The organism is Mycobacterium sp. NGS48 (genome assembly GCF_059812585.1).
The window spans coordinates 148752-162688 of the sequence record NZ_JCALCY010000006.1; the positions used below are offsets into that span (position 1 = coordinate 148752).

The following is a 13937-nucleotide window of genomic DNA, read 5'->3' on the forward strand; positions in this document are numbered from 1 at the left end:
TGACTTAGAGTCAACTCTAAGCTGTTGACTCGGTGGCATGCACACCCAATGCCTCGATGAGTTGCGCACCACCCGTTATGCGATGCTCCGGTCGTTTCGCCGCGACAGCACGCCCGTCGACACCCCGATCTGGTTCGGATTCGATGGTCCGACCGTGGTGTTTCGCACCAAAATCGGTCCCAAGACCCGCCGGCTGGCGGCCCACCCGGATGTGGAGCTCACCGCCTGCGATTACCGGGGCCGAGTGCGACCGGGTGCGCCGACGCTGACCGGGCGCGCGACCATCCTGTCGGACGCCGACGCCGATGCGGGCAATCGTATGTTGCATGAGCGGTATGGCTGGCAATGGAACATCGTGCCGTTGATCAAGCTGCCGGGTGTCACCAACGTGAACCGAGATCTGCGCCTGCGCGAGAAGCTGCGGCGCGCTCGTTACCGTGCCGTGTGGCCGGGCTTCGTGATTGTCAGGATCGAGCCCCATGCCTGATCGCGTCCGTTCCCCCGGCGTCATCGAATGCTGCACCGCCGCTGCCGGACTCGGTTGGGGCATGATTCGCCCCCGGCAACCGGATCAGCGGTTCATCCGCAGTGTCGTTGACGCGGGACTGCCAAATCCTGGTGTCACCGTGACGGTCACCGCACTGCCGCAAGCGCCGCGGTCGGTGCCGACCGCCATGATCGTGGAGGGTACGTTTACGCCCCGACGAGTGCAGAATTCGTTGACGTCGTTTCTGGTCAGGCATCCAACGGCGACGTTCATCGTCGACCCTGCCGTGTGCGTCGACGCCGAACGGCGGGCAATCGCGCAGCTTCCCCGGGCTTTGCGCCCGGCGGTGCGGCCGCCCGCGAGCACCATCCCCACGATCACCGCACTGGATCGGCTGGCCACTGCCCCCGACGAGTTGGATTTCGCGCTGCCGACCCACGCGCACTGGGACCACGTTTCGGGCCTGCTGGACATGCCCGGGCTGCCCGTCCGACTGCACCGCACCGAATACGACTGGGTCAATACCGGGCCGGTGGCCCCGGTGGGCGGGGTCCGCGATTCGCTGCGCGACCGGTCCGTCGTCGAATACGAACTCGACGGGCCACCGGTCTTGACCTTCACCAGAAGCCACGATGTGTTCGGTGACAGCTCCGTCATTCTGGTCGACCTCGCCGGACACACCCCGGGCAGCGTCGGCGTTCTTACCCACACCGCCGAGGGCTGGATACTGATCGCAGGTGACGCGGCATGGCACGAGTTGCAGATCGAAAAGATCAGGCAAAAGTCAAGCTATCCAGGCGGTTTGGCCGACGAGAATCGCGGCGAGACATTCCGGACACTGCAACGTCTGCACCTGGCACGTCATGCGGTGACGATCATCCCGACCCACGACCATCGGGCGGTCCTGCAGTTACGGTCCGGCCAAGCCGCTAGCCGCCCAGGCAGCCGGGGCCCAGCAGCGCCTTGAGGTCGCCCATCAGCGCGGGCGAGGGTGTCACCCGCAGCGAGGAGTCCAACTCCAGCGTGGTGATTCGATCACCACTGATCAGCCGCAAACGCACCTGCGACGTGCCGGGGTGGCGGGCCAGCACCTGTTTCAGCGCGCTGACCTTGTCGATGGTGCACTGGCGGGTGGGCAGGCTGACCGCCAGCGGCCGGTCGACCTGCGCGCCGGAAAAGTCCGGCACGACAAGCTCGTTGGCGATCAGGCACAACCGGTCGTCGGAAATTTTCACCCGCGCGCCGACGAGGACCACAGCGTCGTCGACGATGTCGGCGCCGTAAGCGGTGTAGGTGTGCGGGAAGAACATCACCTCGATACCACCGGTCAAGTCTTCCAATTGTGCTGATGCCCAAGGCATCCCGTTCTTGTTGACCCGCCGGTTGACTGACGCCAGGATGCCGCCCACCCGCACCGACGTGTCGTTGGGCACGTCGCCGTCGAGTATCGCCGGAATGGGGGTGTCCACCTGAGTGGCCAGCAGATGCGCGATCCCGTTGAGCGGATGCCCGGACACGTACAAGCCGAGCATTTCACGCTCCAACGCCAACTTGTGCTTGTCCTCCCACTCCTCGGTGGGCACCTTGATCGCGAACACCGCCTCGGCGGCGGTATCGCTGCCGCCGAACAAATCGAACTGGCCCATCGCCTCGGCCTTTTTGGTGCCCAGCACCGAGTCCACCGCGTCGGTGTGCACCAGGAACAACCCCTTACGCGGATGGCCCAGTGAGTCGAAGGCGCCGGCCTTGATCAGCGATTCGGTGACCCTCTTGGTGCAGGCGGCGATGTCGACCTTGTTGAGATAGTCGGAGAAGTCGGTGAACTTGCCCTTCTCGGTGCGGGTGTTCAACAGCGACGCAACCACATTGGCGCCGACATTGCGCACCGCGCCCAGTCCGTAGCGGATGTCGGTGCCGACCGAGGCGAAGTTGAGCCCGGACTCGTTGACGTCCGGGGGCAATACGGTGATGCCGAGCTTGCGGCAATCGGCCAGATACACCGCGGCCTTGTCCTTGTCGTCGCCGACCGAGGTGAGCAGCCCGGCCATGTATTCGGCGGGATAGTTGGCCTTGAGATAGGCCGTCCAGTAGGACACCATGCCGTACCCGGCGGCGTGCGACTTGTTGAACGCGTAGTCGGCGAACGGCAGGATGGTGTCCCATAACGCTTTGATCGCGCCACCCGAGAAACCGTTGGCCTTCATACCTTCGGAGAAGCCCTCGAATTCCTTCTCCAGCACTTCGCGTTTCTTCTTGCCCATCGCCTTACGCAAAATGTCGGCTCGGGCCAGTGAATAACCGGCCACCTTCTGGGCGATGCGCATAATCTGCTCTTGGTAGACGATCAGGCCGTAGGTCTCGGCGAGGATTTCGCGCAGCGGTTCCTCGAGTTCGGGGTGGATGGGTTTGATCGCCTGCCGGTTGTTTTTGCGATCGGCGTAGTCGTTGTGGGCGTTCATGCCCATCGGGCCGGGGCGGTACAGCGCGATGACCGCGACGACGTCTTCGAATCCGGTGGGCTGCATGCGGCGCAGCAGATCGCGCATCGGCCCGCCGTCGAGCTGGAACACGCCCAACGTGTCGCCGCGGCCCAGCAGCTCATAGGTGACCGGGTCGTCGAGCGGCAGCGACTCGAGGTCGACGTCAATTCCCCTGTTGGCCTTGATGTTGTGGATCGCGTCGCCGATGATCGTCAGGTTGCGCAGCCCGAGGAAGTCCATCTTCAGCAGGCCGATCGCCTCACACGACGGGTAGTCCCATCCGGTGATGATCGCGCCGTCCTGCGGCCGCTTCCACAGCGGAATCGCCTCGGTGAGCGGTTCGCTGCTCATGATGACCGCGCAGGCGTGCACACCGGCGTTGCGGATCAGCCCTTCCAGGCCGCGGGCGGTCTGGTAGATGGTCCGCACATCGGGGTCGGTGTCGATCAGGCCGCGGACCTCGGCGGCCTCCTTATAGCGCTCGTGGTTCGGGTCGGTGATGCCGGCCAGTGGAATGTCTTTGGCCATAATCGGCGGCGGCAGCGCCTTGGTGATCCGGTCGGCGATCGCGAAGCCGGGCTGCCCGTAGTGGATGCGCGCCGAATCCTTGAGTGCGGCTTTGGTTTTGATGGTGCCGAAGGTGATGACTTGCGCGACCCGGTCCTGGCCCCACTTGTCGGCGGCGTAGCGCACCATTTCACCGCGGCGGCGGTCGTCGAAGTCGATGTCGATGTCGGGCATCGAGGTGCGTTCGGGGTTGAGGAACCGCTCGAACAGCAGACCGTGCGGGATCGGGTCGATGTCGGTGATGCCCAGCGCATAGGAGACCAGCGAGCCGGCCGCCGAGCCGCGGCCGGGGCCGACCCGGATATCGACCGAGCGGGCATAGTTGATCAGGTCGGCCACGATCAGGAAGTACGACGGAAATCCCTTGCCGCAGATGACCTCGATCTCGTAGGCGGCGCGCTCGGAGTAGCCGTCCGGGACGCCGCCGGGGAACCGTCGCCGCAGGCCGCCGTCCACCTCGTCCCGTAACCAGGACGCCTGGTCGTGCCCCTCGGGCACCGGGAACACCGGCATCCGGTCGCGGGGTGCCCACACGTCGGCATACGAACTGACCCGCTCGGCGATCAGCAGCGTGGCATCGCACGCGCCGGGAAGCTCGTGATCCCAGATCCCCCGCATCTCGGCGGCCGACTTGAGGTAGTAGCCGTCGCCGTCGAACTTGAACCGATTGGGGTCCGACAGCGTCTTGCCGGTCTGCACGCACAGCAGCGCCTCGTGGTTGTGCGCGGCGTCGCGGGTGACGTAGTGGCAGTCGTTGGTGGCCAGCGCGGGGATGTTCAGCGTGCGGCCGATCTCCAGCAGCCCGTCTCGGACCCGGCGCTCGATGTCCAGGCCGTGGTCCATCACTTCGAGGAAGTAGTTGTCGGCGCCGAAGATCTCCCGCCACTTGGCCGCCGACTCCAGCGCTTCGCGGCGCTGCCCGAGCCGCAGCCGTGTCTGCACCTCGCCGGATGGGCAGCCGGTGGTGGCGATGATGCCGGCGGCGTGCTCGGCGACCAGTTCGGCATCCATCCGCGACCACTTGCCGAGCTGCCCTTCGAAGGAGGCCAGCGAGGACAGCTTGAATAGGTTGCGCAGGCCGGTGGCGTTCTCGGCGACCATGGTCAGGTGGGTGTAGGACCCGGATCCGGACACGTCGTCGCTCTTCTGGCCGGGGTCACCCCACAAAACCCGGCGGGTATCGAACCGCGACGCGGGCGCGACGTAGGCCTCCACCCCGATGATCGGCTTGATGCCCGCTTGCGTGGCGGCGTTGTAGAACTCGCTGGCGCCGAACATGTTTCCGTGGTCGGTCATTCCGATCGCCGACATCTCCAGCCGCTGCGCCTCGGCCAGCATCGGCGCGATCTTCGCGGCACCGTCCAACATCGAGTACTCGGTGTGGTTATGCAGGTGCACGAAGGATTGGTTCATAGGGACGCCAGTCTATGACCGGGCGCCGACATGTGATCGGCGTGTCGCGAAGCGTGTCTGCGCGGTGTTGGTGGGCGCGTGAGCATCCGTCACGCTCGGCGGCGTATTCGATTCCTCGGACAGGTCCAGCCGGCCTCCTCTAGCTTGAGCGCATGAGCGTGTACAGGGTCACCGACCTGATCGGGACGAGCACGGTGTCGTGGGAGGACGCTGCGGCGCAAGCAGTGCGACGGGCGCAGGAGACTATCGACGACATCCGCGTCGCCGAGGTTGTCGAGCAGGATTTGGCCCTGGACGCGACGGGTGGGATCACCTACCGCACGAAGCTCCGGCTCTCGTTCAAGATCAGGCCGCGAGGGTCTACCGTCTAGCCGCGCAGTTGCCGGACGATCCGCAGCGCGGGCAGTAGCACGCTGCGCGGCGCGAACCGGCCGCCCATGCTGGCGACCTTGGGCACGATCCCGGGCACCACGCTGCGCCTACCCTCGAGCATCCCCGCGATCGCGGCTTCAGCCACCTCAGGCGGCGAGACCTGCGCGATGCGAACGTTCACGTGCTCGGCATCGGCGATCTGGGCCCACTCGGTGGGCACCGGGCCCGGACACAACACCGTGCAGGAGACTCCGGTTCCGTGCAGCCCCTCGTGGACGGCTTCGGAGAAGGTCTGGACAAAGGCCTTGGTGGCCGAATAGACCGCCATCCCCGGCAACGGCTGAAACGCCGCGATCGAGGCGATGTTGAGCACCGCACCGGCGCCACGCTCGACCATCCCGGGCAGCGCGGCGTGAGTGAGTTCCATCAACGCCAGCGCATTCAGCGTGATCTGTTCGCTTTCCCGCTCGACCGGCAAGGTATGGAAAGCACCGCTGGTGCCGAAACCTGCGCTGTTGCACAAGCCGGCGATCGGCGTGTTGGCGATGTGCTCGGCCAGTGCTACCCGGTTTTTGATGTCGGCCAGGTCGAGGGGCATGACGTCGACACCGACCGAATGTTGGTCGCGCAGCTCGCCGGCGAGCTCGTCGAGGCGGTCGCGACGCCGCGCGACCAGCAGCAGCGGATAACCGCGCCGGGCCAGGCCGCGGGCCAACTCGGTACCGATACCGGAGGAGGCACCGGTGACGACGACGGTTGCCTGGTGGTCAGGTTTGGGCAGGCTCATGATCACTCACCAATGAATTCCGCGGGTCGCTCGCACGAACGTCTCGCTGCGCTTGTCGAATTTGCTTGTGTCCTCGGAGTTTTCGCCGCCCTGAGCGGCCGCGGAGTCGTCGAACATACTGAACGCGCGGTTGCGGACCAGATCCATCACCAGCGGGCTGACGGCATCGGCGACCGCGGCGAATTGGCCGAACGGTGAGCTGACCCGACGTGGTCGGTGCACGATCGCGTCGGCGAGCACACCGGCGGCCTGATCGGGTGTCAGCGTGGGGAATTTGTCATACATGGTGGTCGGGCTGATCATCGGGGTGCGAACCAGCGCCATGTGCACGGTGGTGAACCGGACGTCGTCGTTGACCGTCTCGGCTTGCAACGCGTCGCAGAGCGTGTCGAGGGCGGCCTTGCTGGCGATGTAGGCGCCGAAGCGTGGTGCGCGGGTCTGCACGCCCGCCGACGACACGTTGATGACCTGGCCGAAGCCGCGGTCCCGCATCCCCGGGATGAACTTGAGGATGAGTTGAACCGCGCCGAGGTAGTTCAATTGCATGGTGCGCTGGTAGTCGTGGATCCGATCGTAGGACAGCTCGAGCGAGCGCCGAATGGAGCGCCCCGCGTTATTGATGAGGATGTCGACTCCGCCGAGGTCGGCCAGCACCTGGTCGCCCATCGCGGCGATGGCGTCCGTGTCGGACAGGTCGCACGGATAGATGTGCGCGGTCCCGCCCTCGCCACGGATCTCGTCGGCGACTTTCTCCAGCTTCTCCGGCGTGCGGGCAACGAGCACCACCTCACCGCCGGCGCGGGCGATTTTCTTGGCGGCCGCTTCCCCGATGCCCGACGAGCCGCCGGTGATCAGGCTGACCCTGCCGTCCACGGCGTCGCGCAGGGAGCGGCCCTCCACCGCCTCGAGCAGATTGCGCAGATAGAACGGGCGGTAGCGGCCGGCCGAGTTCGGGGTGTTGACGATGTTGGACACCGCGGCCACTGGCTTTGCTACGAGGTTGGTGAGGTCACCGAGATTCATGGGGTCGAGTCTGCTACACCGCAACGGCGGGTTTCGGTGATTCGTGGGCAATCGGGTTGTTACGTCAGGCAATCGCCCCGTGACCGCGGCCTAACGGCCGCGCAACCGGTGGATGGTCGGCTATCGGTGTGGAATCGCTCTACGACAGAATCGGCGGCTACGAAGCGCTCGAAGTGGTTGTCGAGGACTTCTATGCGCGTGTGCTCGCCGAAGGTGAACTCGCCGTCTTCTTCGCGGGGACGAATATGAATCGGCTGAAAGGCAGGCAAGCCGACTTCCTGGCCGCCGCGATGGGCGGGCCGGAACCCTACTCCGGCGCATCGATGAAGCAGGTGCATCAGGGGCGGGGAATCGCCATGCACCACTTCAACCTGGTGGCGGGGCACTTGTGTGATGCGCTGGCGGCGGCCGGAGTGACGGCCGAGACGATCAGCGAGATCGTTGCACTGCTCACCCCGCTGGCCGGCGACATCGCCTCGGACGTCGAGGCTGCGCGGATCTGATTGCAGCTTCGGCGGCTGGCGCCATCGAGACTGCGTACAGCGCGCCATTTGCGCAGGGAGCACGCGCTCAGCGCAGGATGGGCGCCGTGGCCGCAGTCTCGGGCCCAATGATGTCACCTGAATGACGCGTTGAGGCCGGCCTGATCGACAATGCATCCATGCCGCAGACATTCGACGATCTGGTTGCCGACGCCGCCGCAGCGCCCGTCGAGGGCTGGGATTTCTCCTGGCTGGACGGGCGCGCGACCGAGCAGCGCCCGTCGTGGGGATACCAGCGGCTGATGAGCCGGCGGCTGGCGGATGCGTCGGCCGCACTGGACCTGCAGACCGGTGGCGGCGAGGTGTTGTCCGGCGCCGACAAGTTTCCGCCGACGATGGCCGCCACCGAGTCCTGGCCGCCGAACCGGGCTCGCGCCGCAACGCTGTTACACCCCCGCGGTGTGGTGGTCGTCGCGACCACCGACGAGCCGGTGTTGCCGTTCGCCGACGAGGCGTTCGATGTGGTGACCAGCCGCCACCCGATCACGTTGTGGTGGAGCGAGATTCACCGGGTGCTGCGACCGGGCGGCACCTATCTGGCCCAGCATGTCGGGCCGGCGACCATGGTCGAGCTGATCGAGTTTTTCCTCGGACCGAAGCCGGCGGCGGGAGCCGAACGGGACCCGGCCGTCGAGCGGGCCCAGGCTACCGCTGCCGGTCTGGAAATTCTGGACATGCGGATGGAGCGATTGCGCGCAGAGTTCTTCGACGTCGGCGCCGTCATCTACTTTCTGCGCAAGGTGATCTGGACGGTGCCCGACTTCACCGTTCACCGCTACCGGGACCGGCTGCGTGAACTTCACCAGCGCATCGAGGCGCAGGGCCCGTTCGTCACGCATTCCACGCGGACGCTTGTCGAGGCCCGCAAGCCCGGGCAGTCGACCTGAGTCACCCGTCGGCCCGCAGCACATCCAGCGCGTGCTGCAGGTCCGGCGGGTAGGGGCTGACGATCTCCAGCTGCCGGCCGTCGCCCGGATGGGCGAACGACAGCGCACGCGCATGCAGCCATTGCCGTTCCAGGCCAAGCTTTTTCGCCAGCTTCGGGTTGGCGCCGTAGGTCAAGTCACCGCAGCACGGGTGGTGCAGGGCCGCGAAGTGCACCCGAATCTGGTGGGTGCGACCAGTTTCCAGGTGGACGTCGAGCAGGCTCGCCGCCACAAACGCTTCCAGCGTGTCGTAGTGGGTGAGGCTGTGCCGGCCGTTGGCGGTGACGGCGAACTTCCAGTCATGGCTGCGGTGCCGGCCGATCGGCGCGTCGATGGTGCCGCTGGACGGATCCGGATGTCCCTGCACCAGCGCGTGATAGCGCTTGTCGACCGTGCGCTGCTTGAACGCACGCTTGAGCGCGGTGTAGGCACGATCGGAGATCGCCACCACCATCACACCCGAGGTGCCGACGTCGAGGCGATGCACGATGCCCTGCCGTTCATGGATGCCCGACGTGGTGATTCGGTAACCGGCGGCGGCCAGCCCGCCCAGCACCGTCGGCCCGCTCCATCCGACCGACGCGTGGGCCGCCACCCCTGCAGGTTTGTCGACGGCGACGATGTCCTCGTCGGAGTACAGCACCGTCATGCCCTCGATGTCGACGGGCGTGTTCTCCAGCGGTGCGGGCGCCTCGGGCAGCCGGACGTGCAACAAGGCGCCGGCGGCCAGCCGATCGGACTTGCCTGCCGGCACGCCGTCCAGCTCGACTTCGCCGTCTTCGGCCAGGGCCGCCGCGGCGGTTCGCGACAGCCCCAGCAGACGCGCCAGCCCCGCATCTACCCGCATGCCCGCCAATCCCTCCGGGACCGGCATCGACCGCTCAGGCATCGCGCTTACGGCGGCCCACGGTGTCGAAGTCGAAGCCGAACACCGACAGCGCGACCAGCAGGATCGCCCCGCCCACCACCGACGGGTCGGCCACGTTGAATACCGGCCACCAGCCGATCGACAAGAAGTCCACGACATGGCCGCGCAGCGGGCCCGGTGAGCGGAAGAACCGGTCGACCAGGTTGCCCATCGCGCCGCCGAGGATCATGCCCAGCCCGACGGCCCACCACGGCGAGACCAGCCGACGTCCCATCCAGAAAATGCCGACCACCACGCCGGTGGCGACCAGCGTCAACAGCCAGGTGTATCCGGTCGCCATCGAAAACGCGGCCCCGGAATTACGCACCAATGTCCAGGTGACGGTGTCGTCGATGATCGGCACCGGTTGACCTGGGGTTAGCAGTTTGACCGCAATCACCTTGGTGATGATGTCCAGCGCCAGCACGACCGCCGCGACCGAAAGCAACAGGCGCAGCCGTCGCGGCGGCGCGGGAGCTTCGGCGTCTCCCGCCGTCGTGACCGGCTCGGCCGATCGTGTTGGTTCTTCACTGGACAAACGCCGCTCCTCCTCATCGCTTCGCTCTGCATCGTCGCCGGCGGCTACACCCCTATCATCCCAGCATGGGCCGCCTCACCGTCATCGCCACCGGCGGCACGATCGCCACCAGCACCGATGCTGACGGTGTACGCCGGCCGACCCGCGGCGGCGCCGAGCTGACCGCCGGCCTCGACGTGGACGTCGTCGACGTGCTGGCCCTGGACAGCTCGCAGCTCACACCGGCCGACTGGGATGTGATCGGCGCGGCAGTGCGGGCCGCGGCCGATCACGGCGCCGCCGGCGTGGTCGTCACCCATGGCACCGACACTCTCGAGGAGACGGCGCTGTGGCTGGACCTGACCTACGGCGGTCCGGCCCCGGTCATTCTCACCGGAGCGTTGCGCGGCTCCGATGCGCCCGATGCCGACGGCCCGGCCAACCTGCGCGACGCGCTGTCGGTGGCGGCCAGTTCTGCTGCCCGCGACCTGGGGGTGCTGGTGTGTTTCGGCGGGCGCGTGCTGCAGTCGTTGGGTCTGTACAAGGTGGCGACGGGCTTCACCGGGGCGCTGCTGGGCACCGTCGACGGTGGGATCACCGAGCCGAAAGCCCGGCCCTACCTGGGCGAGTTGAGCGCCGCGGCGGCGCCGCGGGTGGACATCGTCGCGGTCTACCCGGGCAGCGACGCGGTGGCGCTGGATGCCTGTGCGGCCGCGGGCGCGCGGGGTGTGGTGCTGCAGGCGCTGGGATCGGGTAACGCCGGCGCGGCGGTGATCGACGGGGTGCGCCGGCTTTGCGCCGACGGCGTGGTGGTCGCGGTGTCCACCCGGGTCGCCGGCGGCCGGGTCAGCCCGGGCTACGGCCCCGGCCGCGACCTGGTCGACGCCGGCGCGGTGATGGTGCCGCGGCTGCCGCCCAGTCAGGTCCGGGTGCTGGTGATGGCGGCGCTGGCCGCGCAGCTACCGGTGCGCGACATCGTCGGCCGCTGGAGCTGATTCGACCAGCGCCGCAACGTATTCCGGCCACTCGAGGCTGTCGATGGGATTGGCGGGAGTGAGTTCGCCGGTGTCGAGGGGAAATGTGCGGGCCGGGCCCGGACCGGTGCTGCGCATTTCGAACCGCACCGTGACCACGCCGTGGCCGGCGCCCTGCACCCAACCGTGCCCGAAAGCGCGGTGCGTGACGTCGTCGCCGATCCGCCACGTCGCCGCGTCCGGCTCCATCGGTAGGTCTGCGGCGTGATCGGCTTCCGAGGTTTCCGCCGAGACTTCCAGACCGGGGAACAGCGATTCCTGGCGCACGTCGGACAGACCCGAAAACCCAACGCCGAGTAGCCGAATCGGGCCAACTTGGCGCGGATCCAGCAGCAGGCGGCGAGCCACCGCGGCCAGCGCGGCGGCATCGGCGGTGGCGTAGGGCAGCGTGGCCGAGCGGGTCAGTGTGCTCATGTCGGATTTCTTCAACTTCACCGTGACCGTGCGCGCGCCGCGGCCATCGCGGGACAGTCGATGGTGGGCGTGCTCGGCGATCGGGCCGACCGCGTCGCGCAATTCGTCGAGGGTGGTCAGGTCGGCCGGGAAGGTGGATTCGGCGCTGATCTGCTTGGCTTCGGCACGCTCGGCGACCGGCCGGTCGTCGATGCCGCAGGCCAGTCGGTGTAAGGCGGGGCCGATCGTGGCGCCCAAGATGCTGGCCACTTCCGGCTGGCTCAGCGCGGCCAGCTGCCCGATCGTTTCGATGCCGAGTCGATGCAGCTTCTCTTCGGCGACCGGGCCTATCCCCCACAGCCTGCGCACCGGAAGCCCGCCCAGCAGCGTCGTCTCCTCCGCGCGCCGGACCACCCGGATCCCGTCGGGCTTGGCCAGTCCCGAGGCGATCTTGGCGATCTGCTTGCCCGAACCGGCGCCTACCGAAGCCACCAGGCCGGTCTCGTCGCGCACCCGTCGCCGCAGGTCCTCGCAGTACGCCTCGACGTCGGCGGCTGACGAGCCGGCCAGTTCCGAGGGCTCGGCGAATGCCTCGTCGAAGGACAGCTGCTCGACGACGGGCACCGCGCTGCGTACGGTCTCGAACACCCGCCGGCTGGCCACCCCGTAGACCACCCCGCGCGGCGGCAGCACCACCGCCTGAATGCCGACGAGTCGACGAGCCTGATGCATCGGCATCGCCGAACGGGCGCCGAAAACCCGTGACTCGTAGCTGGCGCCGGCCACCACGCCACGGCCCCCCAGCCCGCCGACCAGCACGGGGCGGCCGCGCAGGGTCGGTCGAGTGAGCTGCTCGACGGACGCGAAGAACGCGTCCATGTCGAGGTGCAGCACCCAGCGGGAGTCCACAGCCATCGATGCTATTGCGCTAGCGTCTGAATCCATGGCCATGAATCTGTGTCACCGGTTGTGTTGCAGCTCGACCCGCTACTTCAAAGCTGTCGAGGACGGGCTGCTGCCATGGGTCCTCGGCGACATCGACTTGGGCGACAACGTGCTCGAGATCGGACCGGGCTACGGCGCCAACATCCGGGTGCTGATCGACAAGACCCCGCACTACACCGCCGTGGAAATCGACCCGCCGTTGGCGCAGCGGTTGCAAGGGCGGTACGGCGAGCGGGCGCGCATCATCAATGGAGATGGCACCGACACCGGGCTGCCGTCCGACGAGTTCAGCTCGGTGGTGTGTTTCACGATGCTGCACCATGTCCCGACGGCGGACCTGCAAGACCGATTGTTCGCTGAGGCGTTTCGGGTACTGCGGCCCGGCGGAGTGTTCGCCGGCAGTGACAGCGCGGCGTCGACCGTGTTCTCGATTTTGCATTTCCGCGACACCTGCAACCCGGTGTCGCCGGACACCCTGCCAGACCGGTTGCGCGCGGCAGGCTTTGACAATATCGACGTCGGCGCCAACAGCCGCAGGCTGCGCTGGCGGGCTTTTGCCCCCTAGCCGCGAAAGTGCAACTAGCGATGTATATCGCGAGTAGGCCCGTCGGCGGTTGCACTTTCGCGGTCCTAAATCGAGCAGCCGGCAGCACGCAACGCGTCGCGGACGCGGCCTACGATGATGTGCGGTCGGTAGCGCAGTAGCTCTGCGCTCACCCGGATAAGGACCCACCCCCGACGTTGCAGCTCAACGGTGCGGTCGATGTCGTTGGCGCGAATCCCCGGGTCGGTCCAGTGTTGCGGGCCGTCGTATTCGACGCCGACAAGCCACTGCTCCCAGCCCATGTCGATGCGGTAGTTGCCCACCACGATCTGGGTTTGCGGCCGCGGTAGACCTGCGCGGATGAGCAGCAGCCTGGTCCGCGTCTCTTGTGGTGATTCGGCACCTGCGTCGACTAACGGAAGCACCCGTCGCAGCTGCTTCATGCCGCGAGCGCCGCGGTGTGCGTCGATCAGTGGCAGAACGTCGTCGACCGCGACCCCGGTGGCCCGCATCAACGAGTCAATGCGGATGACCGCGGTTTCGAAGCCGCGCCGCCGGCCCAGGTCAAATGCGGTGCGGGCAGGGGTGGTGACCGGCACAGCGCCGGCAGTCGTAGTCTCGCTGGCCAACAGCGTCTCATTACGGGCAATGATCAACGGTGGCGGACGTTTGCGATCGGTGATGAGCTCAGCGGGCGCATGCGGGTCAACCCACTTGGCGCCGAGAAGCGCGGCTGCTGAGTTACCCGCGACGACGCCTTCCTTAGCCGACCAGAGCCACGCGGCCACTGACCGGTCTTTTGCTGTGAACTCAGCGCCGTGGCGCTGGTAGACATTGCGATAGATGCGCGTGCACGACCGCCGCAGCTCACGCTCAGTCACTGTGCCGGCGCGGAGCGCTTCACTGCCGACGAACGGTGCTTCCAAGACCCACCCCTGTCCGCGAGAGTGCGACCACCGACGGGCTCACCCGGAAAATACGTCGGCAGTTGCACTTTCGC

The 13937-nt window shown here is 67.1% G+C and carries 14 protein-coding genes; 7 read left to right on the top strand and 7 right to left on the bottom strand.

The features are described from left to right. Positions 1-37: 37 nt before the first annotated feature. Both AC5Y42_RS13765 and AC5Y42_RS13770 read left to right on the top strand, forming a co-directional pair. Positions 38-487 (top strand): PPOX class F420-dependent oxidoreductase, encoded by a 450-nt coding sequence (locus AC5Y42_RS13765; RefSeq protein WP_499898849.1) that lies wholly within the window; start codon positions 38-40, stop codon positions 485-487. Continuing rightward, positions 480-1454 carry an MBL fold metallo-hydrolase gene (locus AC5Y42_RS13770; protein WP_499898850.1) on the top strand — a complete coding sequence of 325 codons (975 nt, stop codon included), beginning with the start codon at positions 480-482 and terminating at the stop codon, positions 1452-1454. Before AC5Y42_RS13765 ends, AC5Y42_RS13770 begins: the two co-directional genes overlap by 8 nt. Here AC5Y42_RS13770 and dnaE read toward each other — a convergent pair. Continuing rightward, entirely contained in the window at positions 1417-4947 is a 3531-nt protein-coding gene (gene dnaE, locus AC5Y42_RS13775) for a DNA polymerase III subunit alpha (protein ID WP_499898852.1), read from the bottom strand. The two genes, AC5Y42_RS13770 and dnaE, sit on opposite strands and share 38 nt — an antisense overlap. 152 nt (positions 4948-5099) lie before the next feature. Here dnaE and AC5Y42_RS13780 point away from each other — a divergent pair, with 152 nt between their 5' ends. After that, entirely contained in the window at positions 5100-5318 is a 219-nt protein-coding gene (locus AC5Y42_RS13780) for a dodecin family protein (protein ID WP_499898854.1), read from the top strand. Here AC5Y42_RS13780 and AC5Y42_RS13785 read toward each other — a convergent pair. Then, complete coding sequence (locus tag AC5Y42_RS13785) at positions 5315-6106, bottom strand: SDR family NAD(P)-dependent oxidoreductase (RefSeq protein WP_499898855.1); 792 nt, start codon at positions 6104-6106, stop codon at positions 5315-5317. The two genes, AC5Y42_RS13780 and AC5Y42_RS13785, sit on opposite strands and share 4 nt — an antisense overlap. Positions 6107-6112: 6 nt before the next feature. Continuing rightward, a complete protein-coding gene (locus tag AC5Y42_RS13790) occupies positions 6113-7129 on the bottom strand; it encodes an SDR family NAD(P)-dependent oxidoreductase (protein WP_499898857.1) in 1017 nt (338 codons plus the stop codon). 128 nt (positions 7130-7257) lie between these two features. Here AC5Y42_RS13790 and AC5Y42_RS13795 point away from each other — a divergent pair, with 128 nt between their 5' ends. Beyond that, the gene (locus AC5Y42_RS13795) at positions 7258-7632 is read left to right on the top strand and encodes a group I truncated hemoglobin (RefSeq protein WP_499898858.1); all 375 of its coding nucleotides are present in this window, start codon (positions 7258-7260) and stop codon (positions 7630-7632) included. A 158-nt stretch (positions 7633-7790) separates the two neighbouring features. Beyond that, positions 7791-8558, top strand: coding sequence for a class I SAM-dependent methyltransferase (locus AC5Y42_RS13800; RefSeq protein WP_499898859.1), 768 nt, complete (start codon positions 7791-7793; stop codon positions 8556-8558). A 1-nt stretch (position 8559) separates the two neighbouring features. Here AC5Y42_RS13800 and AC5Y42_RS13805 read toward each other — a convergent pair whose 3' ends face one another. Both AC5Y42_RS13805 and lspA read right to left on the bottom strand, forming a co-directional pair. Then, positions 8560-9486 (bottom strand): RluA family pseudouridine synthase, encoded by a 927-nt coding sequence (locus AC5Y42_RS13805; protein ID WP_499898860.1) that lies wholly within the window; start codon positions 9484-9486, stop codon positions 8560-8562. Further along, entirely contained in the window at positions 9479-10042 is a 564-nt protein-coding gene (gene lspA / locus AC5Y42_RS13810) for a signal peptidase II (RefSeq protein WP_499898861.1), read from the bottom strand. Before lspA ends, AC5Y42_RS13805 begins: the two co-directional genes overlap by 8 nt. Before the next feature lie 65 nt (positions 10043-10107). Between lspA and AC5Y42_RS13815 the strand changes: the two genes are divergently transcribed. After that, a complete protein-coding gene (locus AC5Y42_RS13815; RefSeq protein ID WP_499898863.1) occupies positions 10108-11016 on the top strand; it encodes an asparaginase in 909 nt (302 codons plus the stop codon). Here the strand turns inward: AC5Y42_RS13815 and AC5Y42_RS13820 are convergent. Further along, on the bottom strand, positions 10981-12357 hold the full coding sequence (locus AC5Y42_RS13820; RefSeq protein ID WP_499899027.1) for a DNA polymerase IV: 1377 nt from the start codon (positions 12355-12357) through the stop codon (positions 10981-10983). The genes AC5Y42_RS13815 and AC5Y42_RS13820 overlap by 36 nt on opposite strands. Before the next feature lie 34 nt (positions 12358-12391). On the opposite strand from AC5Y42_RS13820, the gene AC5Y42_RS13825 reads away from it, so the two are divergent. Continuing rightward, a complete protein-coding gene (locus AC5Y42_RS13825) occupies positions 12392-12958 on the top strand; it encodes a class I SAM-dependent methyltransferase (protein ID WP_499898864.1) in 567 nt (188 codons plus the stop codon). Between the two features lie 65 nt (positions 12959-13023). Here AC5Y42_RS13825 and AC5Y42_RS13830 read toward each other — a convergent pair whose 3' ends face one another. Beyond that, positions 13024-13863: a PDDEXK-like endonuclease domain-containing protein gene (locus AC5Y42_RS13830; RefSeq protein WP_499898866.1), complete on the bottom strand. Its 840-nt coding sequence runs from the start codon at positions 13861-13863 to the stop codon at positions 13024-13026. Positions 13864-13937 lie beyond the last annotated feature (74 nt).

Excerpts from the sequence above, each read along its gene's own strand:
- AC5Y42_RS13765 (WP_499898849.1), top strand. The coding sequence starts at position 38 with ATGCACACCCAATGCCTCGATGAGTTGCGCACCACCCGTTATGCGATG.
- AC5Y42_RS13770 (WP_499898850.1), top strand. The coding sequence starts at position 480 with ATGCCTGATCGCGTCCGTTCCCCCGGCGTCATCGAATGCTGCACCGCC.
- dnaE (WP_499898852.1), bottom strand. The coding sequence starts at position 4,947 with ATGAACCAATCCTTCGTGCACCTGCATAACCACACCGAGTACTCGATG.
- AC5Y42_RS13780 (WP_499898854.1), top strand. The coding sequence starts at position 5,100 with ATGAGCGTGTACAGGGTCACCGACCTGATCGGGACGAGCACGGTGTCG.
- AC5Y42_RS13785 (WP_499898855.1), bottom strand. The coding sequence starts at position 6,106 with ATGAGCCTGCCCAAACCTGACCACCAGGCAACCGTCGTCGTCACCGGT.
- AC5Y42_RS13790 (WP_499898857.1), bottom strand. The coding sequence starts at position 7,129 with ATGAATCTCGGTGACCTCACCAACCTCGTAGCAAAGCCAGTGGCCGCG.
- AC5Y42_RS13800 (WP_499898859.1), top strand. The coding sequence starts at position 7,791 with ATGCCGCAGACATTCGACGATCTGGTTGCCGACGCCGCCGCAGCGCCC.
- AC5Y42_RS13805 (WP_499898860.1), bottom strand. The coding sequence starts at position 9,486 with ATGCCTGAGCGGTCGATGCCGGTCCCGGAGGGATTGGCGGGCATGCGG.
- AC5Y42_RS13815 (WP_499898863.1), top strand. The coding sequence starts at position 10,108 with ATGGGCCGCCTCACCGTCATCGCCACCGGCGGCACGATCGCCACCAGC.
- AC5Y42_RS13825 (WP_499898864.1), top strand. The coding sequence starts at position 12,392 with ATGGCCATGAATCTGTGTCACCGGTTGTGTTGCAGCTCGACCCGCTAC.